Consider the following 21,294-nt stretch of genomic DNA (forward strand, 5'->3'; position numbering starts at 1 on the left):
TATAGTAGTGCTGGAGGTGATTGTTGATGCTAGCGGGGAAACAGTTGCTATTAGAAGAACTTTCTTCAGATTTACAGAGGGAATTAAACGATTTGAAAAAGAAGGGAGAGATCGTATGTGTACAAGGTGTAAAAAAGAAGAATTCTAAATATATGTGCCAACGCTGCGGAAATGTAGATCGGCGGCTATTTGCGTCGTTTTTATGTAAAAGGTGCAGTAAAGTGTGCGCATATTGCCGGAAGTGTATAACGATGGGGAGAGTAAGTGAATGTGCTGTACTTGTTCGCGGGATTGCTGAAAGAAAGAGAGAAAAGAATTCAAATTTGTTACAGTGGAACGGAACGTTGTCTACTGGTCAGAATTTGGCGGCGCAAGGAGTTATAGAGGCTATTAAGCGAAAAGAATCATTTTTTATTTGGGCTGTATGCGGGGCTGGGAAAACAGAGATGTTGTTTTACGGTATTAACGAAGCGCTTCAAAAAGGAGAAAGAGTTTGTATCGCAACGCCGAGAACGGATGTTGTTCTGGAATTAGCACCGAGATTACAAGAAGTATTTCCATATATAAAGGTAGCGGCTTTATATGGAGGGAGTGTGGATAAAGAAAAAGATGCAGTACTAGTCGTTGCAACCACGCATCAATTATTGCGTTATTATAGGGCGTTTCATGTCATGGTTGTAGATGAGATAGATGCTTTTCCATATTGTGCAGATCAAATGTTACAGTACGCGGTAAAACAAGCGATGAAAGAAAGAGCGGCGCGTATTTATTTAACTGCGACTCCAGATGAAACGTGGAAGCGGAAATTTAGAAGAGGTGAACAAAAAGGTGTTATTGTTTCTGGACGATATCACCGTCATCCTTTGCCAGTTCCTTTGTTTTGTTGGTGCTGGAATTGGAAAAAAAGCCTCATTCATAAAAGAATTCCTCGAGTTTTACTACAGTGGTTACAAACGTACTTAAATAAAAAATATCCTATTTTTTTATTTGTTCCCCATGTGCGATATATAGAAGAGATAAGCCTGTTGTTAAAGTCATTAAACAAGCGAATTGAAGGTGTACATGCAGAAGATCCGGGTAGAAAAGAAAAAGTAGCGGCTTTCAGAAAAGGAGAAATCCCATTATTAGTTACAACGACAATTTTAGAGCGAGGCGTAACAGTAAAAAATTTGCAAGTAGCGGTTTTAGGGGCGGAAGAAGAAATATTCTCAGAAAGTGCACTCGTACAAATTGCGGGCCGAGCAGGGCGGAGCTTTGAAGCACCGTATGGAGAGGTCGTTTATTTTCACTATGGTAAGACAGAGGCGATGGTGCGCGCGAAAAAACATATTCAAGGTATGAATAAAAATGCGAAAGAACAAGGATTGATCGATTGATGCATTGTTTACTTTGTGATGAGTGTTTTGTAGAAACGGTTAGTTGGTACAATTTTTTTGTAAAGTGTCATAGAAAATATATATGTGATAGATGTGAGCAGAAACTTTCCTATATTATAGGAGAAATTTGCATGGAGTGTGGGCGGCCTTTAGAATATGTTCCTGCCTCATTTCAAGAAGACGGTATTTGTATAGATTGTCTAAGGTGGATGAAAGAGGCGAAGTATCGTTCTTTTAAAAACCGTTCGTTATATATGTATGATGATGAGATGAAAGAAATAGTAGCGCAGTTTAAGTTTCGGGGGGATGCAGAGTTAGTGCGCATTTTTTATCGTCCTTTTCGAAGTTTATTTCAAAAGTATTTTGCTAATGTTTCAACCGTTATCGCTGTTCCGCTTAGTAAGGAAAGGGCAGTTGAACGTGGTTTTAATCAAGCTGAGTTATTAGCAATTTGTTTACCTGTCAAAATTTCTTATCCATCATTAAGAAGAAGGGAAACAGAAAAGCAAAGTAAGAAGACACGTAAAGAAAGGGTGTCAGGAAGCAATCCTTTTTATTTTCAGGGAGAAGAGATGTTTTCTGGGCAACATATTTTACTCGTTGATGATGTGTATACGACTGGAATTACAGTTAGGCAAATCGGAAGTTTGTTATATGAAAGAGGGGCAAGGGAAGTATCTAGTTTGACACTTTGTAGAAGTTAATATGGCAGTGTCGAAAGGGATAATAAAAAGGCGATAAGTCTTCTTTGACTTCATATGTTGTCATTCGTTATAGTCAAAATATGGGGCGAATGCCCTGATTTTTAGAGTGAAGGGAATGGAATGAACATGCAAGGAAGAGTGAAATGGTTCAATGCAGAAAAGGGATTTGGGTTTATTGAGCGTGAAGATGGTGACGATGTATTTGTCCATTTTTCTGCTATTCAACAAGATGGGTATAAGTCATTAGAAGAAGGGCAACAAGTAGAGTTTGACATTGTAGATGGAGCACGTGGACCACAAGCAGCTAATGTTGTGAAACTGTAGGGGATATTGTTTTGGGAAGAGAAAGCTGCGTTTGTGGCAACGTTATATATATGTAGTAGAACCTCTTGTTTTTCGCAAGGGGTTTTTTGTTATAGGGTAAGTTGTCAAAAAGTTGTTTCTTTTCTGTAACGAATTGTCCACAGTTATATTCGTTATTCACGATGTTAATAGGATAAAATAAAGATAGAAACGATGCATCTTTTCATTTCAACAAAAAACGATAAAAAAATCGCAATTCCACTAATTTTTTTAAAAAAGTTAGAAGGAGTTTTTAAGCCAGTGTCGAAATTATAGTACATAGGCTTGAAAGGAGGAATTCATCTATGAAATTCAACATTCGTGGTGAAAATATTGAAGTAACTCCAGCATTAAAGGAATATGTAGAGAAAAAACTAAGTAAGTTAGAGCGTTATTTTGATACATTCCCAGAGATTAAAGTTAATTTAAAAGTATACTCTGACAAGCAACGTGTCGAGGTAACAATACCATTTACTGATTTATTACTTCGTGCAGAAGAAACTAATAGCGATATGTACGCTGCTATCGATTTAGTAGTTGATAAACTTGAGCGACAAATTCGTAAACATAAAACAAAGGTAAATCGTAAGTTACGTGAGAAAGGTTCTGTGAAAACGAACTTTATCCTTCCAGAAGCAGTAGCTGTTCTGGATGCGGTAGAAGAGGATGAATTAGAACTTGTACGTACAAAACGATTCGATTTAAAACCGATGGACGTTGAAGAAGCGATCCTACAAATGGATATGCTAGGACATAATTTCTTCGTCTTCACAAATGCTGATACAAATGAAACTAATGTTGTATATGGCCGTAAAGATGGGAAATACGGTTTAATCGAAACTAAATAATAATTCAAAAGCGCAGCCGAAATGGCTGCGCTTTTTTTGCTGAAAATAGATTTTTAAAAAACTTTTCTTAATTTAGAACGAGACATTCGGCCGATTGTTGTCATAGTTATAAGACAAGTGTTACAATTATCATTAGGTATATACATTTTAGTTTTTTTAATTAGGAGAAAAATTGGCATAACATACATTTGATTTTTACAACGACTGATTGTAATAGAGAAAAAGAAAAACAATCGGAAGTTTTATTTTAATAAAAAGAGGAGCGTATTTCCTATGATCGGTATTTTAAAAAAGGTATTTGATGTAAATCAACGCCAAATTAAACGTATGCAAAAGACAGTTGAGCAAATTGATGCATTAGAGTCATCTATTAAGCCACTAACTGATGAACAATTAAAAGGAAAGACGCTTGAATTTAAAGAACGTCTAACAAAAGGTGAAACAGTAGATGATCTACTACCTGAAGCTTTTGCAGTTGTTCGCGAAGCGGCAACTCGTGTTCTTGGAATGCGTCCATATGGCGTACAGTTAATGGGTGGTATTGCCTTACATGAAGGGAATATTTCTGAGATGAAAACGGGTGAAGGTAAAACGTTAACCTCTACATTACCTGTATATTTAAATGCTTTAACAGGAAAAGGTGTTCACGTTGTTACAGTCAATGAATACTTAGCACAACGTGATGCTAGCGAAATGGGACAACTTCATGAGTTCCTAGGCTTAACGGTAGGAATTAACTTAAACAGTATGTCACGTGAAGAGAAACAAGAGGCTTATGCTGCTGATATTACGTATAGCACAAATAATGAGCTTGGATTCGATTACTTACGTGACAACATGGTTTTATATAAAGAGCAGTGCGTTCAACGTCCACTTCACTTTGCTATTATCGATGAAGTCGATTCTATTTTAGTCGATGAAGCACGTACGCCGCTTATTATTTCGGGACAAGCTCAAAAATCAACAGAGCTATACATGTTTGCAAATGCATTCGTTCGTACATTAGAAAATGAAAAAGAGTATTCATTTGATGTGAAAACGAAAAATGTAATGTTAACTGAAGATGGTATTACGAAAGCAGAGAAAGCTTTCCATATTGAAAACTTATTCGATTTAAAACATGTAGCACTTCTTCACCATATTAATCAGGCGCTTCGTGCACACGTTGTTATGCATCGTGATACAGATTATGTTGTACAAGAGGGCGAAATCGTAATTGTAGACCAATTCACTGGTCGTCTTATGAAAGGTCGTCGCTATAGCGAAGGTTTGCACCAAGCGATTGAAGCAAAAGAAGGTGTAGAAATTCAAAATGAAAGTATGACGCTTGCAACAATTACGTTCCAGAACTATTTCCGTATGTATGAAAAGTTATCTGGTATGACTGGTACAGCGAAAACGGAAGAAGAAGAATTCCGTAGTATTTACAATATGAATGTTATCGTAATTCCAACAAACAAACCGATTATTCGTGATGATCGTGCCGATTTAATCTTTAAATCAATGGAAGGTAAGTTCAATGCAGTTGTTGAGGATATTGTGAATCGTCATAAACAAGGGCAACCTATTCTTGTAGGTACAGTTGCAATTGAAACTTCAGAGCTTATTTCAAAAATGTTAACACGTAAAGGTGTACGTCATAACATTTTAAATGCGAAAAACCATGCGCGTGAAGCAGATATCATTGCAGAAGCTGGTATGAAAGGTGCTGTAACGATCGCAACGAATATGGCTGGTCGTGGTACAGATATCAAGCTTGGAGACGATGTGAAAATCTTCGGTCTAGCAGTTATCGGTACAGAACGTCATGAAAGCCGTCGTATTGATAATCAGTTACGTGGTCGTGCTGGTCGTCAAGGGGACCCTGGTGTGACGCAGTTCTACTTATCAATGGAAGATGAATTAATGCGCCGATTTGGTTCAGATAATATGAAAGCAATGATGGATCGTCTTGGTATGGATGATTCTCAGCCAATTGAAAGTAAAATGGTTTCTCGTGCGGTAGAGTCTGCACAAAAACGTGTTGAAGGAAATAACTATGATGCACGTAAGCAGTTATTACAATACGATGATGTACTTCGTCAGCAACGTGAAGTTATTTATAAGCAACGTCAAGAAGTAATGGAATCGGAAAACTTACGTGGCATTATTGAAGGTATGATGAAATCTACAGTAGAACGTGCTGTTGCGCTTCATACACAAGAGGAAATTGAAGAGGATTGGAACATTAAAGGTCTTGTTGACTACTTAAATACAAACCTTCTTCAAGAAGGAGACATAAAAGAAGAAGAATTACGTCGCCTTGCTCCTGAGGAAATGAGCGAACCGATTATCGCGAAATTAATAGAGCGTTATAATGACAAAGAAAAGCTTATGCCAGAAGAGCAAATGCGTGAGTTTGAGAAGGTTGTTGTATTCCGCGTTGTAGATACGAAATGGACAGAGCATATTGATGCGATGGATCACCTTCGTGAAGGTATTCATTTACGTGCTTACGGTCAAATTGATCCACTTCGTGAGTACCAAATGGAAGGATTCGCGATGTTCGAGTCAATGGTTGCTTCTATTGAAGAGGAAATTTCTCGTTACATTATGAAAGCTGAAATTGAACAAAACTTAGAACGTCAAGAAGTTGTTCAAGGTGAAGCTGTTCATCCATCTAGCGATGGCGAAGAAGCGAAGAAAAAGCCAGTTGTAAAAGGTGACCAAGTGGGCCGCAACGATTTATGTAAATGTGGTAGCGGTAAAAAATATAAAAACTGCTGTGGTATTGTTCAGTAATATAGGGCGGTAGCTTTGGCTGCTTTGCAAACTTTTATATCAAAAATGTATAATTAAGAAGAATTAAACTCTCTCCGTAATAAGTGGAGAGAGTTTCCCTTGTTTTCATACGAAAGTAACAGCAATTACATAGAGGTGAAGGAAATGGAATTAGTAGAAATTAGACAGGAATTAGAGAAAATGGCTAAGCGATTAGCGGCTTTTAGGGGGTCTCTTTGACCTCCCTACTAAGGAGAACCAAATTGCAGAATTAGAAGAAAAAATGATGGGCGCAGGATTTTGGGATGACCAACAAGGCGCACAAGTTGTAATTAATGAAGCGAATGCGTTAAAAGATATGGTTGGAAGTTTCCGTCAGTTAGATGAGACGTTCGAAAATTTAGAAGTAACGCATGAGCTTTTAAAAGAAGAATATGATGAAGATTTACATGAGGAATTAGAATCAGAAGTAAAAGGCTTAATTCAAGAAATGAATGAGTATGAGCTTCAGTTACTATTAAGTGATCCTTATGATAAAAATAATGCGATTTTAGAATTACATCCAGGTGCAGGTGGAACTGAGTCACAAGACTGGGGTTCTATGTTATTACGTATGTATACACGTTGGGCTGAAAAACGTGGTTTTAAAGTAGAAACGGTTGACTATTTACCAGGTGATGAAGCTGGTATTAAGAGTGTAACTTTATTAATTAAAGGTCATAACGCTTACGGTTACTTAAAAGCAGAGAAAGGTGTACATCGTCTTGTACGTATTTCACCATTCGATTCTTCAGGTCGTCGTCATACATCGTTTGTATCTTGTGAAGTTGTACCAGAGTTCAATGATGAAGTTGAAATCGAAGTACGTACAGAAGATTTAAAAATTGATACGTACCGCGCAAGTGGAGCGGGTGGACAGCACGTAAATACGACAGATTCAGCAGTTCGTATTACACATACACCGACAAATACAGTTGTAACGTGTCAGTCAGAGCGTTCACAAATTAAAAACCGTGAGCATGCGATGAAGATGTTAAAAGCGAAATTATATCAAAAGAAACTAGAAGAGCAACAGGCACAATTAGATGAAATCCGTGGGGAACAAAAAGAAATCGGATGGGGTAGCCAAATCCGTTCTTACGTATTCCACCCGTATTCTCTTGTAAAAGACCACCGTACAAATACGGAGGTTGGTAACGTACAAGCAGTTATGGATGGAGAGATTGATCCATTTATTGATGCTTACTTACGTTCTCGCATCTAATAAGCGAAAAAAAGCCAACAAAATTGTTGGCGCATGCTGAGGATATAGAGGATATAAGGCATTTGATTTTATTTTTATAGATGAAGTAAAGAGGAAGAGAAGTTGGAAACGACAACTTCTCTTTTTGATGGGATTATATGTAGATTACAATGCTGTATATTGTTTTGTAAAAAGTAGAGAATAGTAAAATAGAGCGGTAATAGGGTGAAGATTTATATAGAACTTTTCTAATTTTCCTTTTAAAAAGGATTCTTTATAGAAGTTTTTTAAGTTGTTCACAGAATTGAAACAACTTATGAAAGCTTTATTTTATCAAGGTTCTCACTGTATTTTTGAGGAATATGAAATACACCTTAGTTTTTCTATATAAAGATAATGCTTATAATGAAAATGAGTGTGTTAGGAATAAAAAGAATATCAACAATGGGGAGCGATAGAAGTGAAAAAGAAATTGTTGGCTATTGCGCTAGGGACATCGGTTGTTTTTACTTTAGGAGCATGCGGAAATAAAGAAGAGAGTAAGTCTTCGAAACAGTCTGCAAGCACAGACAGCGCAGAACAAATTTTCCAAAGAAGTTGTGCTGGATGTCACGCAACAGATTTATCAGGGGCAACTGGACCTGATTTAAGAAAAGTGGGCGGTAAGTACGACGCCGCAGATATCGAAGAGATTATTAAAAAAGGCCGCGGTTCAATGTCACCAGGACTTATTCAAGGTGAAGATGCGAAAAAAGTATCTGAATGGTTAGCAGAACATAAATAAAAAAGGTGAAATGGACGAGTTGATAATATATTCAACTCGTTTTCCTTTTTCTGGAATGTAACATAACTGTAACAAAAATGTATCCAAATTGGAAACCGTTTGATGTTACAATGGGGTTTGTAGAATTTTGCTGAAATATATTACATAGAGTGGTATTGCTTATGAGAAAGCATAAGTAAACTACCTTCAACAAGGATGAATAAGTGAAAATGAAGGATGTCTTTTATTTTCAGATGTACAGAAAAGTATTTCGAAAAAAATCATTAAGTATTGGGTGATAAATAATGATAAAAATGACGAATGTTTATAAGGAGTACCCGAATGGTATGAAAGCCATTGCTGGTCTTACAGTTAACATTAAACAAGGTGAATTCGTATACGTAGTTGGACCGAGTGGAGCCGGAAAATCTACATTTATTAAAATGATGTATCGTGAAGAGAAACCATCTACAGGATCTATTAATGTAAATGGACTTACTATCGAAACATTGGCAGAAAGAGACGTTCCGTATTTTCGTCGTCAATTAGGCGTAATTTTCCAAGATTTTAAATTGCTACCTAAATTAACGGTATATGAGAATGTTGCGTTTGCTTTAGAAGTAATTGAAGAAGAACCGGATGCAATTCGTGAGCGTGTAACAGAAGTTCTAGGTCTTGTAGGCCTTGAAGATCGTGCAGACGCACTTCCAAGTGAGCTTTCGGGCGGGGAGCAACAACGTGTGGCTATTGCAAGAGCAATTGTAAATAGACCAAAGGTTGTAATTGCCGATGAGCCAACAGGTAACTTAGATATTGAAACAGCTCTTGATATTATGAATATTTTTACTCGCATTAATGAGCGCGGCACAACGATCGTTATGGCGACGCATAATGCAGATATCGTAAATACAATCCGTCATCGTGTAATCGCGATTGAAGGCGGAAAAATTGTTCGAGATGAGATTGAGGGAGGATACGGATATGAAGGCTAAGACCCTTAGTCGACATTTGCGAGAAGGTGTAAAGAATCTATCACGTAACGGATGGATGACATTTGCTTCTGTTAGTGCAGTAACAGTTACATTATTACTTGTAGGTGTCTTTTTAACAGCGATTATGAATATGAACCATTTTGCGACGAAAGTAGAGCAAGATGTAGAGATTCGTGTACACATTGATCCAGCTGCAAAAGAAGCGGATCAAAAGAAATTAGAAGAAGATATGAGTAAGATTGCAAAAGTAGATTCTATTAAATATTCTTCTAAAGAAGAAGAGTTAAAACGTTTAATTAAAAGCTTAGGTGATAGTGGAAAAACGTTTGAGTTATTTGAACAAGATAACCCACTTAAAAACGTATTCGTTGTAAAAGCAAAAGAACCAACAGATACAGCGACAATCGCGAAGAAAGTTGAAAAAATGCAGTTTGTCAGTAATGTTCAGTACGGAAAAGGGCAAGTTGAACGATTATTTGATACTGTAAAAACTGGTCGTAACATTGGGATTGCGTTAATTGCTGGTCTTTTATTCACAGCGATGTTCTTAATCTCTAATACAATTAAAATTACAATTTATGCTCGTAGTACAGAAATTGAAATTATGAAACTTGTTGGTGCAACAAACTGGTTTATTCGTTGGCCATTCTTGCTAGAGGGATTATTCTTAGGAGTATTAGGATCAATTATTCCAATTGGCCTAATTCTAGTTACGTATAATTCGTTGCAAGGTGTGTTTAACGAAAAACTTGGCGGAACAATTTTCGAGCTTCTACCATACAGTCCTTTCGTATTCCAATTAGCTGGTTTACTAGTGTTAATCGGTGCTTTAATCGGTATGTGGGGAAGTGTAATGTCAATTCGTCGCTTCTTAAAAGTATAAAAAGTTGCAAACATAATTCGTACAAGCTTATCATATAGTAGAAATAGGTAAAGGCATCACACACTGTGTGATGCCTTTTGCTACACCACCTGTGTGTTTTGGAAAGGGGAATTCCGCATTGAAACGTAGAGTTGCAATTATTGGAATGGTTGTTGCATTTTTAATTGGTGCTGGCGGAATGTTTGCAGGCATGTCTGTATTTGGGGTTACCCCAGCAGAAGTAACGCAAACAATTTCGAGTGGGAATGCTAGCACTGCGCAAGGGAATTTGGCAAAAATTAATGAGGCGTATGCACTAATTGATTCACGTTATGTGGAAGACGTGAAAGATGAAAAGTTAGTTGAAGGTGCAATACAAGGTATGTTGTCTACGCTGAAGGACCCTTATTCCACGTATATGGATAAAGAAACAGCCAAACAGTTTAGTGAATCGCTTGATCCTGAATTAGAGGGGATTGGGGCTGAGGTGAACAAGACGGACGATAAGCTTATTATCGTATCGCCAATTAAAGGTTCACCAGCAGAAAAGATAGGAATTAAACCGAATGACCAAATTTTATCTGTAGATGGAAACAGTGTGAAAGACTTATCACGTGAAGAAGCGGTATTAAAAATTCGTGGTAAAAAGGGAACGACTGTCGCAATTGAAATTAAACGTGCGGGAGTAACTGATCCGATTGTATTTAAAATTAAGCGTGAAAAGATTCCAATCTTTACAGTGTTTAGTTCTGTGAAGCAAGAGAGTGGAAAAGATATCGGTTATATGCAAATCACTTCTTTTGCTGAGAATACAGCGAAGGAATTTAAGGATCAGTTAAAAGAGTTAGAGAAGAAAAATATAAAAGGCTTAGTTATTGACGTGCGTGGTAATCCTGGTGGCTATTTAAATAGTGTAGAAGATATACTAGGGGAAATTATGACGAATAAAAAGCCAATGCTACAAGTAGAGCAGCGAAATGGTGAGAAGAAGAAATTCTCTACGGAACTGAAAGAGAGAAAACCATATCCAATTTCAGTATTAATTGATAATGGAAGTGCTTCTGCTTCAGAGATTTTAGCGGGTGCGCTGAAAGAAGGAGAAGGATACGATTTAATTGGTGAAAAAACATTTGGTAAAGGTACTGTCCAGCAAGCTGTTCCATTTAAAGACGGCAGCAACATTAAATTAACAATGTTTAAATGGTTAACACCGGATGGGAACTGGATTCATAAAAAAGGAATCGCACCAACAGTAGAAGTGAAGCAACCAAATTATTATCATGCGACACCAATTCAAATTGAAAAAACACTTTCATACAATTCAAATGATGTACAAGTAAAACATGCTCAAGAAATGCTTAAGAGCTTAGGGTATGTACCAGGTCGTGAAGATGGATACTTTAGTAAAGAGACAGAATCGGCGCTGAAAGCATTCCAAAATGCGAATGAGATGGAAGCGACAGGACAGCTTGATAAAAAGACAGCTGAAGCGATTCAAACTAAAATTATCGAAAAAATCCGTTCTGGAGAAAATGATTTACAATTACAGTCAGCATTAAAGTTAATGGCAAAATAAGAAGAAATACAGGCAGTTTGCTGCCTGTATTTTTTTGTGTTAAACAAACGTTTGTTTAGTTGTGATAATATAAAAAGAAAGAATGATATAAATGGTGGTGAATGAGTTCGTGGAGGCGTGGATTTTTGAAATAATGCGGGCAGTTGGACGTTTTTTCTTACACCCTGCTGTCTATATATTTGTAATAAGTAGTATCTTCGTTGGATACTTACGTATGTTAAGAGAACGAAAAGATTTTTCTTTTAAAGTTTATGATATTTGGTTTGAACTGCGAACCTCTCTATTTGCAGGGATTGGATACGGATTAGTAGTATCTATTATGACGATTGGGCTTGGACTTGTTGTTTCTAAAGCAAGCTTATGGGCCATTTTAATTTGGACATTACTATTTGGATTAACGGCTATGTATCGATATTTATCGGCAGCTTATACATTTAGCATTGCGATTGTATGTGTTCTATTATCTTCTAAGCTACCAGTTTCCTTCTTACAGCTTCGAGAAGGTGAAGAGAGTACCATTGTATCCCTTGCTATTTTACTAGGCGTTATGCTTATTGTAGAAGGCTTATTGATTTCTAAAAACGCGGTAGGATACTCTACACCGAAGATTAGGAAGGGGAAGCGTGGATTAAAGATTGGTTTACACGAATCAAAGCGTTTATGGATCGTTCCTATTTTTATTCTTGTACCGGGTGATGCGGTAACGCAGTTTATTTCATGGTGGCCTGTCGTTTCAATAGGTTCAAATACATATTCTCTATTCCTCGTACCATTTTTAATTGGGTTTATGAGAAAGATTAAAAGTTATGAGCCGACGGAAGCTTTATTATTTACAGGAAGACGTGTTTATGGATTAGCAGGACTTGTGCTCGTTTTAGGAATCGCAAGTTACTGGTGGCACGTACTTGCAATTATCGCGATGGGAGTCGCGATGCTTGGGCGTTTCACAATTTCGATGCAAGAGAAAATTTCCGATGAAACAAGACCAGCGTATTTTGCTGCACGTAATGATGGGCTCATTGTACTAGATACAATTCCAAATACAATTGGAGCAGAGCTGAAATTACTGCCTGGAGAAATTATTACGAAAGTAAATGGAGTCATTCCAAAAAGCGCCGAGGAATTTTATGATGCGCTTCAAACGAAGACGACAGGAGCATTTTGTAAATTAGAAGTATTAGATACAAATGGTGAGCTTCGTCTTGCACAAACTGCATTATATGCTGGTGGACATCACGAATTAGGTGTTGTGTTTGTTCAGCAGGAGCATGAGTGGGATTCGGAAGCGATGTAATAGAAGGAATGGTATCACCTTGTGGTGGTACCTTTTTTTGTTTTTTGGGGGGAGGGTAGTTAGTAAATGAAATTTATATCGGCGATTTTGCAAATATATCAGCGTAACTCGAAATATATCGGCGATTATTCGAATATATCGACTTTCCGGCCAAAAACGACAGCTATCGCAAAGCTTATTTTCAGTTTCATAGACGGATAACTTGAATAATTATTTGATAATGGTTATCATTTAGGGAGTCTTTTTAATTTTGGAAAATGGAGGTAAGATATGCTGCGTAAATTTTTCTCGTACTATAAACCGTATAAAGGTTTATTTATACTCGACTTTTCTTGTGCGGTTGTCGCAGGATTATTAGAACTCGGCTTCCCGCTTATCGTAAATCAATTTATTGATAAGTTATTGCCAGGGCAAAACTGGACGCTTATTTTATGGGCTTGTTTCGGTTTACTCGCAGTTTATATGTTAAATGCAGGCTTACAATATGTCGTTACATATTGGGGACATATGCTTGGTGTTAACATTGAAACAGATATGAGGCAGAAATTATTTGATCATATTCAAAAGCTATCATTCAGATTTTTTGATAATAATAAAACAGGTCATTTAATTTCGCGCCTGACAAACGATTTAATGGAAATTGGGGAAATTGCTCACCATGGACCAGAAGATTTATTTATCGCCGTAATGACTTTAGTTGGGGCATTCTCATTTATGATGATGATCAACTGGAAGTTAGCGTTATTAACGTTCTTCGTCATTCCATTCCTATTATGGTTAGCACTTTACTTCAATAAAAAAATGACAGGTACATTTAGACGTTTATTCTCAGACGTTGCTGATTTCAATGCATGTATTGAGAACAACGTTGGTGGTATTCGCGTTGTACAAGCATTCGGAAATGAAAAGTTTGAGAAAGAGCAATTCGCTGTGAACAACGCTCGTTTCCGTACAACGAAATTAATGGCGTATAAAATTATGGCTTTAAATTCATCGATTAGTTATATGCTCATGCGTCTCGTAACGCTCTTCGTATTAATATGCGGTACATGGTTTGTTCTGCAAGGAGAATTAACATACGGTGGATTTATCGGATTCGTTCTATTAACGAATATTTTCTTCCGTCCAATTGAAAAAATTAACGCGGTAATCGAAAGCTATCCGAAAGGAATCGCTGGTTTTAAAAGGTATGTAGAGCTTCTTGAAACAGAGCCTGACATTGTAGACTCTAAAGATGCAATGGAAGTTAAACAAGTACATGGTGATATTCAATATAACAACATTACGTTCGGATATGAAAATAAAGAACCGATTTTAAATGATATTAGTTTGAACATACATGCAGGTGAAACGGTTGCGTTCGTTGGACCATCAGGAGCAGGGAAAACGACGTTATGTAGCCTATTACCACGTTTTTATGAGCAATCATCTGGATCAATTCAAATTGATGGTATTGATACGAAAGATATGACATTATCTTCACTTCGTAAGCAAATTGGAATTGTGCAGCAAGATGTGTTCTTATTCTCAGGAACAATTCGTGAAAATATTGCTTACGGGAACTTAAAGGCGTCAGAAGCTGAAATTTGGCAGGCAGTAAAACGTGCGCAGTTAGAAGATTTAATTTACTCACAACCAGACGGTTTAGATACTGTTATCGGTGAGCGTGGTGTAAAACTTTCTGGTGGACAGAAGCAGCGTCTAGCAATTGCTCGTATGTTCTTGAAAAACCCGCCAATTTTAATACTAGATGAAGCTACTTCCGCACTAGATACTGAGACGGAACTTGCAATTCAAAAATCACTTGCTGAATTAGCAGCTGGTCGTACAACGTTAGTTATCGCTCACAGACTTGCAACGATTAAAAATGCAGATCGAATCGTCGTTGTAAATAAAGACGGTATTGCAGAACAAGGTTCACATGATGAATTAATTGAGCGTGGCGGAGGATACAGTAGGTTATACGAAGCTCAGTTTAGTTCGTAAATATAATTTGTACTGAATTAGTGCACCATAAGTAGGTAAAAATCTCATATGGGAGGAAATAAAGTATGATTGTAACAACAACGTCTACAATTCAAGGAAAAGAAATTATTGAGTATATCGATATCGTCAATGGAGAAGCGATTATGGGCGCGAATATCGTTCGTGACCTTTTTGCCTCTGTCCGTGACGTTGTCGGCGGTCGTGCTGGCGCTTATGAAAGTAAATTAAAAGAAGCGCGTGACATCGCAATGGAAGAGATGAAAACTTTCGCAAGACAAAAAAATGCAAATGCAATTGTCGGTATCGACGTGGATTACGAAGTAGTTCGTGAAGGGATGCTAATGGTTGCAGTGAGCGGGACTGCTGTCCGAATATAAAGTGAAACTTTAATCAGTGGGGGTGTTTGTTCCCCACTGATTATTAGTTGAACCAATCGGGCATTTACGGACAGTTGGTCTCCCATCTACCTTCTTTGCCTTAACCGAATTTTGAGGTGGGAGTCTTATTGCCCGTTAATGCGGGATAAAGTAAAAAGCCGTGCTGATGCATGGCTTTTTACTTTATATGTCGAAGTTTCAATATTTCTTGGGAAATGCGGAAGGTCCCGTCGATATATAGGGAAGACATTAGAGCGCTTCTTTACATTTCCGTATTTGAACTAATAATGTTTCGTATTCTTGGTTGAGAGATGTGATGTCATCGTGATGATTGGGCATAGAAATCCGGCTGATGACTTCAGTTAATTTTGTTTGTAACCTTAATAATTCTTGTTCAGTAACGTTTACAGAATTCCCGGTTGTTCTTTTTGTGTATTGCTCGTAATTACCGTGGAATACTCTTGGTTCACTCTCATCTACTTGTAGAATATGGTCTGCAACAGAGCGAATAAAGGCACGATCATGGCTAATGAAAAGTATTGTGCCAGGATATTCTTGTAACATGGTTTCTAATTCTTCTTGCGTTGCTAAGTCTAAATAGTTTGTCGGTTCATCTAGCAGAAGCATATTATAGTTTCCTAAAAATACTTTTGCGAGTGCAACCTTCATTCGTTCACCCCCGCTTAGAACGTGCACAGGTTTATGAACATCCTCACGACGGAATAGAAGCCGTGCAAGTATTGTGCGAACGAATGCTTCCATATATTTTGTTTCTTCTAGAACGTTTTCTAAAATGGTTTTATCTATTTTTAAAATAGATAATGTTTGTTCGAAGTATCCAACTTTACAACTTTTCGATAGCTGCATGCCACGCTCGTTTGTGAGAAGCATGTTGAACAAAGTGGTTTTGCCACTTCCATTTGCCCCTAAAATAGCTAGTTTTGCACCAGGGACAATAGTTCCATTCATATTTTTAAATAGTGTGCGGTCGCCTATTTTCTTTGTTGCTTTATTGAACTGTACTGCCACCTTACTATGAATGGGTGTATGGTATTGTACGTCAAACTGAGCTTGAGAAAAATCCTTTGGCTTTTCTTTCTTTTCTAATTTTTCGAGACGTGTCTCTAATGCTTTTGCTGCTTTACTAACCTGTTCTTGACCATGAGCTCCACTTAATTTATAAAGTTTAGATTCAGATGAACTGAACCGTGTTGGGATTTTTGTCATGCTAGAAGCACGTTGCTTTTTTTGTAGAATGGATTGTTCTAAACGATTTTTTTCTTGTACATATTGCTCATATTCTGCTTGTTTTTGTATTCGTTCACGTTCTTTTTGCTTTCGATAGTTGGAATAATTCCCTTTATACTCTTGAATAATACCGTCTTCAATTTCAATAATTTTGGTACATATATTATCTAGAAATTCACGATCATGCGATATTAAAACAAGTGCTCCTTTATAGGATGAAAGTGCCTTTTCTAATTGCTCTGTACCGACCATATCTAAGTGGCTTGTTGGTTCATCAGCGAATAAAATGCCTGCATTTTGTTCGAGAGCATGGGCAATCTTTAGCCGCATTCGTTCACCGCCGCTCATTACGTCGGTAACGTTTGAAATACTCCATTTTCCTTTTGCAAGGGAAGAGGTAGTTTCCGGTAATTCCTCGCTAAGCTGAGGAATGATGCTGATAGAACTATGATGAGTTACTATGCCTCTGTCAGCTTCTATTTCTTTACTTAATATTTGTAATAACGTAGATTTACCAGCTCCGTTGACTCCGACAATACCTATGCGATCCTGTGCTTGAATTTCCAGTGATGGTAACGTAAATAGTGTGCGATCACCAAAGCTCTTTTCAATATTACTTGCGAATAAAATAGTCATAAAAAAACCTCCCTAGTTTCACTAGAGAGGATAAACGTCGCCCTTGTATGTAAAAAATCGTATATAAATAAACGATTTTTTACATGATCGTTTCGAAAGAAAGTATCGACAAATGGACAGACTAATCCCCTGCTAGTTTTCATCATTTTTGTTCACTATTTGTGATGGATGAAATAAATAAGAGAATTAGAACTTCATTGGTCAAAGTACCTTCCTTTCATAATATTACTTTATTGTATGCGCATACAAAAGGGTTTGTCAAACTTATTTCTGTTCGCTATTTTTGAATTTATTATTATACAATTGTACTTTTGCCAGCGCCTCAGCATCGTTTTTGATTTCATCTAATCCATTCGCATCTCCAATGATATATCCTTCAAATGATGAACCAACAAAATCGAAGATGTATTGAAACTGAGCAATAAGCGGCAATGCCTTCAGTTTTGGATTGTCTCCGCCAACGATGACAACATACATCTTTTTATCTTTCATTTTCTCTTTGAAATGAAGAGATGTATCGCGCAAGCTTTGTGACCAGCGATCAACAAAGTTTTTCATATGTCCACTCATTCCGTACCAATATAATGGTGTAGCAAAGATAATTGTGTCGTGCTCTAACATGCGTTTCGTTAACTGCTCGTAGTCATCATTTACAGGTTGGAATCCTTCTGCATCATGACGCTTATCTGTAATAGGATAGACTGTGTGATCACGTAAATAAATTTGTTCTGTTTCAATTCCATCAATCATCATATGTGTTAAAGCTTCCGTATTTCCGTTTTGTCTTGAACTGCCATGTATAACAAACATGTAATCATCCCTTTTCTTTTGCTTGTTTTAGGAGTGAAACGTGTTTTTGCAAATTCGTTTGGATGTTGGAAAGTAATGTGATTTGCTTTGTTACTTCATTGAGTTTATCTTCGTAAAGCGTAAGGATACTGCTGCACGGATTGTCGTACAGGTGCGGTTCAATTTCAAGGCAGCGCAGCATCCTTGCTGTCTCTTCTAAATTTAAGCCAATTTGTAAGTACATTTGAATAAGCTCCACTTTTTCGACGGCACTTTCATCAAAATCACGGTAGCCATTTGCGAGGCGCTTAGAAGGGAGTAATCCCTTTTCTTCGTAATGTCTTAGTGATCTTTCACTAACGCCAGTTTCTTTTGATAATTCTCCAATTCGCAATGTGTTTCACTCCTTTTACATGTATTGTAAACCTTCACACTAATGTGAAGGTCAACTCTGTTTTTTCGCAAAAGAATTTACATAATTTAAGAACACTTGAATGGCTTTAGATGGAATGAAATATTTGCCGCGAACGATAGAGAACGGACGGATTAGTTGTTCATTTGGAACTTCGACGTGGAATAGTTCTTTTGCTAGTAGCTCTTTCCGTACAGTCCAATCAGAAAGTATAGCGATGCCAAGACCGGCACTAACAGCTTCCTTTACGCTTTGGATACTACTGAATGTAAAGAATCGTTTCATTTTTAAATGGTGTTGATGAATAAAGCGGTCACTATAAGCACGTGTACCAGAACCACTTTCTCTTAGTACCCATACTTGATCTTGGAGTGTGCTTTCATTTATTTCATTTGTGCGGAGCAATGGATGATTTGGCGGAACGACGAGCTTCATTTCATCTTGCATAAACGTTTCAACGTTAACGTCAGCGTATACGACTTGTCCTTCCACTAAGCCGATATCAATTTGATTAGAGCGAAGGCTTTGCAAAACGTCTTCTGTATTTGAGATAAAAGTATGAACTTCGACGTGTGGATTTTCATTCGCATAGTTAGCCAGTATTTTTGGAAGTAAGTATTCGCCAATTGTAAAACTAGCACCAATGCGAAGTGTTCCTGTTACAACGTTATGTAGTTCATTAATCTCTTGCTTAGCATCTTCGTAAAGAGAGAGCATTTGCTTTGCATGTATATATAATATGTTTCCAGCTTCCGTAACTTGGACGTGCTTCGGGGAGCGTTGAATAAGTGTAGTGCCAAATTCGTTTTCTAAGTTGCGTATATGCATACTTACTCCGGGCTGTGAAAGGTTTAATAATTCTGCTGCACGGGAGAAATGTTTCTGTTCAACGACAGTAACAAAAATTTTTAAAATGTCTACGTTCATTTGCAAAGCTCCTTTCGTTTTTCTTTCATTTTATCATAAGTATTTCTGATGATAGAGATTTGGTATTGGTATTAAACTTATTATAGAAACTCTCTTATAATGTAAGTAGAAAGAACATGCATGTTCCAATACGATTATTGGGGTGGTACAAGGTGGAACAAACACTTGTTATACAAAAGAAGAAGGGCTTTGGATTTTCGCAAGGAATTGGGATTACATTATTAATCGCAATTGCCGCGAAATATTTAGCGGAGCTTCCATTTTTAAATATTATGGGACAATTAGTAATTGCTATTCTAATTGGGATGGTTTGGCGCGCTGCAATTGGAGTTCCTCATGATGCGATTGCAGGAACGAACTTTGCGAGTAAGAAGTTACTGCGCTTTGGGATCATCTTACTTGGAATGCGATTAAATCTTGTTGATATTGCGAAGGCGGGACCGAAAGTATTGGTCATCGCGGCGGTTGTTATTACATTTACTATTTTTGTTGTATACGGACTAACGAAAGTATTTAAAGTAGAAAAGAAACTTGGGATTTTAACAGCATGCGGTACGGCAATTTGCGGCGCAGCCGCGGTCGTGGCAATTGCACCGCAAGTCAAAGCGAAGGACGATGAAACAGCAGTTGGGGCAGCAATCATTGCGATTTTAGGTACCATATTTACGCTTATTTATACGTTATTATATCCAGTGCTTGGTTTATCTCCGTACGGTTATGGTGTATTCTCAGGTGCGACGCTTCATGAAATCGCTCATGTCATCGCAGCTGCGGCGCCAGGAGGAAGTACTGCTGTAGACATCGCAGTTATTGTGAAGTTAACGCGCGTAGCAATGCTTGTGCCAGTAGCGATTTTAATTGGTCTATGGTTTGGTAAGAGTGAAGGTAGCAAAGAAAAGAAATCGTGGCGCGAACTTCCAATACCATGGTTCATTTTCGGGTTCTTAGCGATGAGTGCAGTGCACTCGCTCGGGATTATTCCAGAAGTTGTTGCGGGATACATTGTTGTTCTTGCTTACATGCTTATCGCAATGGCGATGGCAGGGCTCGGTTTAAATGTAGAGTTTAAAACGTTCCGTAAATTAGGAAGTAAAGCATTCGTGGCAGGGCTGATTGGCTCGGTTTGCTTATCGGTTCTTGGATACGTTCTTGTATATGCGTTAGGATTTATGTAGTAGAGGAGAAAGCTGTTCCCGAAGGTGTTTGGGGACAGCTTTTTCTTATGATTATAGTAGCGCTACGGATGTCGATATATTTGGAAAATCGCCGATATAAATGGAGTTGCGCTGATATATTTGGGAAATCGCCGATATATTTCAAGTTGCGCTGATATATTTAGAAAATCGCTGATATAAATTGAATTACTCTTGTACTTTGTTAGAGTAGATGTTCAATGAAACATTTTTCTAAAATTTGTAAAGATATCTTTACTTATAACTGGAAAATATTTATAATTTAAGTAAAGATATCTTTACTTTTGAAGGTGGATCCTATGGGTGTGAAAAATAAAATAAAAGAGTTAAGAAAGCAAAATCATATAACACAAGTTGAAATGGCAAAGGCGATGCAGGTGACGCGGCAGACGATAGTGGCGATTGAAAATCATCATTACAATCCGAGTCTAGAGTTATCTTTAAAAATTGCCAAATATTTTGGAGTGAAGGTGGAGGAAATCTTTACGCTGGAGTAAGGGGAGAGAAAAAAAAGGATAAGCTTGAGAGATTTCAATTAGATTAAACGTTTAAATATATAAGGATTGGTTTTGGTTTATTAATTAGTACGGCATCAACGAGCGTGTTAGCAACAAGGAATAATAGATAGAAAAAGGGGAACTGGGATGGGATTACCGGTGTTATGTGTCGCTACAGCTATATTTGCGCTTCTTTGGGGAATGCAAAATTTTTCTCGTAATCCAGTGCCGAGTATTTGTATTATGATTGGTACTGTAGGTTTATCGTATTATTTATTATTATTAGCCCATTATCATAAAACGGCAACGAGTGTTGTTGTTGGAGCACTTATTTTATTTTGTGGGCGCGCCATACAAAAGGGGTTATTTCCATAAAAGCTGTTTATACACTTTGTATAAACAGCTTTTTGTATTTTTTTTACAAAACACTTGAAAGTTACGTAACGTCATCTTCTATAATGAGGGGGAA

At 37.4% G+C, this 21,294-nt stretch carries 21 protein-coding genes; 17 read left to right on the top strand and 4 right to left on the bottom strand.

Features of this window, described 5'->3' with window-relative positions:
- The first annotated feature begins 26 nt into the window (after positions 1–26).
- The 14 genes from comFA to MRP26_RS13490 all read left to right on the top strand — a co-directional run bounded on the left by comFA (position 27) and on the right by MRP26_RS13490 (position 15,123).
- Positions 27–1,376, top strand: a complete 1,350-nt coding sequence (gene comFA / locus MRP26_RS13430; RefSeq protein WP_242806201.1) for an ATP-dependent helicase ComFA — start codon at positions 27–29, stop codon at positions 1,374–1,376.
- On the top strand, positions 1,376–2,080 hold the full coding sequence (locus MRP26_RS13435) for a ComF family protein (RefSeq protein WP_078400874.1): 705 nt from the start codon (positions 1,376–1,378) through the stop codon (positions 2,078–2,080). The genes comFA and MRP26_RS13435 overlap by 1 nt, the downstream gene beginning before the upstream one ends.
- Positions 2,081–2,206: 126 nt before the next feature.
- Positions 2,207–2,404, top strand: coding sequence for a cold shock protein CspC (gene cspC, locus MRP26_RS13440; protein WP_001990088.1), 198 nt, complete (start codon positions 2,207–2,209; stop codon positions 2,402–2,404).
- 323 nt (positions 2,405–2,727) lie between these two features.
- Positions 2,728–3,270 (top strand): ribosome hibernation-promoting factor, HPF/YfiA family, encoded by a 543-nt coding sequence (gene hpf, locus MRP26_RS13445; RefSeq protein WP_000671193.1) that lies wholly within the window; start codon positions 2,728–2,730, stop codon positions 3,268–3,270.
- A 273-nt stretch (positions 3,271–3,543) separates the two neighbouring features.
- Positions 3,544–6,051, top strand: coding sequence for a preprotein translocase subunit SecA (gene secA, locus MRP26_RS13450; RefSeq protein ID WP_088020045.1), 2,508 nt, complete (start codon positions 3,544–3,546; stop codon positions 6,049–6,051).
- A 144-nt stretch (positions 6,052–6,195) separates the two neighbouring features.
- Positions 6,196–7,294, top strand: a protein-coding gene (gene prfB, locus MRP26_RS13455; protein ID WP_096001455.1) for a peptide chain release factor 2 whose coding sequence is annotated in 2 segments (ribosomal slippage) — positions 6,196–6,267 and positions 6,269–7,294 — 1,098 coding nt in all. Because the reading frame shifts where the segments join, the coding sequence is not laid out codon by codon here.
- 439 nt (positions 7,295–7,733) lie between these two features.
- Complete coding sequence (gene cccB / locus MRP26_RS13460) at positions 7,734–8,057, top strand: cytochrome c551 (RefSeq protein ID WP_000727975.1); 324 nt, start codon at positions 7,734–7,736, stop codon at positions 8,055–8,057.
- Positions 8,058–8,341: 284 nt separating this feature from the next.
- Entirely contained in the window at positions 8,342–9,028 is a 687-nt protein-coding gene (gene ftsE, locus MRP26_RS13465) for a cell division ATP-binding protein FtsE (protein WP_000594319.1), read from the top strand.
- Entirely contained in the window at positions 9,018–9,911 is an 894-nt protein-coding gene (gene ftsX / locus MRP26_RS13470) for a permease-like cell division protein FtsX (protein WP_000645028.1), read from the top strand. The genes ftsE and ftsX overlap by 11 nt, the downstream gene beginning before the upstream one ends.
- A gap of 118 nt (positions 9,912–10,029) precedes the next feature.
- Positions 10,030–11,466: a S41 family peptidase gene (locus tag MRP26_RS13475; RefSeq protein ID WP_000830318.1), complete on the top strand. Its 1,437-nt coding sequence runs from the start codon at positions 10,030–10,032 to the stop codon at positions 11,464–11,466.
- Positions 11,467–11,557: 91 nt separating this feature from the next.
- Positions 11,558–12,760 (top strand): PDZ domain-containing protein, encoded by a 1,203-nt coding sequence (locus MRP26_RS13480; protein WP_242806202.1) that lies wholly within the window; start codon positions 11,558–11,560, stop codon positions 12,758–12,760.
- Between the two features lie 66 nt (positions 12,761–12,826).
- Positions 12,827–12,961, top strand: a complete 135-nt coding sequence (locus MRP26_RS30775) for a hypothetical protein (RefSeq protein WP_254906602.1) — start codon at positions 12,827–12,829, stop codon at positions 12,959–12,961.
- A 69-nt stretch (positions 12,962–13,030) separates the two neighbouring features.
- Entirely contained in the window at positions 13,031–14,746 is a 1,716-nt protein-coding gene (locus MRP26_RS13485) for an ABC transporter ATP-binding protein (RefSeq protein WP_000944629.1), read from the top strand.
- Positions 14,747–14,811: 65 nt separating this feature from the next.
- Positions 14,812–15,123, top strand: coding sequence for a heavy metal-binding domain-containing protein (locus MRP26_RS13490; RefSeq protein ID WP_000637523.1), 312 nt, complete (start codon positions 14,812–14,814; stop codon positions 15,121–15,123).
- 249 nt (positions 15,124–15,372) lie between these two features.
- Here MRP26_RS13490 and abc-f read toward each other — a convergent pair whose 3' ends face one another.
- The 4 genes from abc-f to MRP26_RS13510 all read right to left on the bottom strand — a co-directional run bounded on the left by abc-f (position 15,373) and on the right by MRP26_RS13510 (position 19,135).
- Positions 15,373–17,007 (bottom strand): ribosomal protection-like ABC-F family protein, encoded by a 1,635-nt coding sequence (abc-f, locus tag MRP26_RS13495; protein WP_242806203.1) that lies wholly within the window; start codon positions 17,005–17,007, stop codon positions 15,373–15,375.
- Positions 17,008–17,271: 264 nt separating this feature from the next.
- On the bottom strand, positions 17,272–17,817 hold the full coding sequence (locus MRP26_RS13500; protein ID WP_097877337.1) for a flavodoxin family protein: 546 nt from the start codon (positions 17,815–17,817) through the stop codon (positions 17,272–17,274).
- Positions 17,818–17,821: 4 nt separating this feature from the next.
- Positions 17,822–18,190 carry a MerR family transcriptional regulator gene (locus tag MRP26_RS13505; protein ID WP_001219212.1) on the bottom strand — a complete coding sequence of 123 codons (369 nt, stop codon included), beginning with the start codon at positions 18,188–18,190 and terminating at the stop codon, positions 17,822–17,824.
- 51 nt (positions 18,191–18,241) lie between these two features.
- On the bottom strand, positions 18,242–19,135 hold the full coding sequence (locus MRP26_RS13510) for a LysR family transcriptional regulator (RefSeq protein WP_098678344.1): 894 nt from the start codon (positions 19,133–19,135) through the stop codon (positions 18,242–18,244).
- Between the two features lie 152 nt (positions 19,136–19,287).
- Between MRP26_RS13510 and MRP26_RS13515 the strand changes: the two genes are divergently transcribed.
- The 3 genes from MRP26_RS13515 (at position 19,288) to MRP26_RS13525 (ending at position 21,200) form a co-directional block, all read left to right on the top strand.
- Positions 19,288–20,310: a YeiH family protein gene (locus MRP26_RS13515; RefSeq protein WP_000438416.1), complete on the top strand. Its 1,023-nt coding sequence runs from the start codon at positions 19,288–19,290 to the stop codon at positions 20,308–20,310.
- A gap of 317 nt (positions 20,311–20,627) precedes the next feature.
- The gene (locus tag MRP26_RS13520) at positions 20,628–20,825 is read left to right on the top strand and encodes a helix-turn-helix transcriptional regulator (protein WP_000538364.1); all 198 of its coding nucleotides are present in this window, start codon (positions 20,628–20,630) and stop codon (positions 20,823–20,825) included.
- A 147-nt stretch (positions 20,826–20,972) separates the two neighbouring features.
- Positions 20,973–21,200 (top strand): hypothetical protein, encoded by a 228-nt coding sequence (locus MRP26_RS13525; protein WP_000524131.1) that lies wholly within the window; start codon positions 20,973–20,975, stop codon positions 21,198–21,200.
- The last annotated feature ends 94 nt before the right edge of the window (positions 21,201–21,294 follow it).

It is taken from the genome of Bacillus sp. CCB-MMP212 (assembly GCF_022748145.1).
Taxonomy (GTDB): domain Bacteria; phylum Bacillota; class Bacilli; order Bacillales; family Bacillaceae_G; genus Bacillus_A; species Bacillus_A cereus.

Bases quoted from the DNA above. Each gene is read 5' to 3' on its own strand.
- MRP26_RS13435 (WP_078400874.1), top strand. From the start codon at position 1,376: ATGCATTGTTTACTTTGTGATGAGTGTTTTGTAGAAACGGTTAGTTGG.
- abc-f (WP_242806203.1), bottom strand. From the start codon at position 17,007: ATGACTATTTTATTCGCAAGTAATATTGAAAAGAGCTTTGGTGATCGC.
- comFA (WP_242806201.1), top strand. From the start codon at position 27: ATGCTAGCGGGGAAACAGTTGCTATTAGAAGAACTTTCTTCAGATTTA.
- cspC (WP_001990088.1), top strand. From the start codon at position 2,207: ATGCAAGGAAGAGTGAAATGGTTCAATGCAGAAAAGGGATTTGGGTTT.
- MRP26_RS13480 (WP_242806202.1), top strand. From the start codon at position 11,558: ATGGTGGTGAATGAGTTCGTGGAGGCGTGGATTTTTGAAATAATGCGG.
- MRP26_RS13520 (WP_000538364.1), top strand. From the start codon at position 20,628: ATGGGTGTGAAAAATAAAATAAAAGAGTTAAGAAAGCAAAATCATATA.
- MRP26_RS13525 (WP_000524131.1), top strand. From the start codon at position 20,973: ATGGGATTACCGGTGTTATGTGTCGCTACAGCTATATTTGCGCTTCTT.
- MRP26_RS13485 (WP_000944629.1), top strand. From the start codon at position 13,031: ATGCTGCGTAAATTTTTCTCGTACTATAAACCGTATAAAGGTTTATTT.
- MRP26_RS13490 (WP_000637523.1), top strand. From the start codon at position 14,812: ATGATTGTAACAACAACGTCTACAATTCAAGGAAAAGAAATTATTGAG.
- ftsE (WP_000594319.1), top strand. From the start codon at position 8,342: ATGATAAAAATGACGAATGTTTATAAGGAGTACCCGAATGGTATGAAA.
- MRP26_RS30775 (WP_254906602.1), top strand. From the start codon at position 12,827: ATGAAATTTATATCGGCGATTTTGCAAATATATCAGCGTAACTCGAAA.
- ftsX (WP_000645028.1), top strand. From the start codon at position 9,018: ATGAAGGCTAAGACCCTTAGTCGACATTTGCGAGAAGGTGTAAAGAAT.
- MRP26_RS13510 (WP_098678344.1), bottom strand. From the start codon at position 19,135: ATGAACGTAGACATTTTAAAAATTTTTGTTACTGTCGTTGAACAGAAA.
- hpf (WP_000671193.1), top strand. From the start codon at position 2,728: ATGAAATTCAACATTCGTGGTGAAAATATTGAAGTAACTCCAGCATTA.
- MRP26_RS13500 (WP_097877337.1), bottom strand. From the start codon at position 17,817: ATGTTTGTTATACATGGCAGTTCAAGACAAAACGGAAATACGGAAGCT.
- secA (WP_088020045.1), top strand. From the start codon at position 3,544: ATGATCGGTATTTTAAAAAAGGTATTTGATGTAAATCAACGCCAAATT.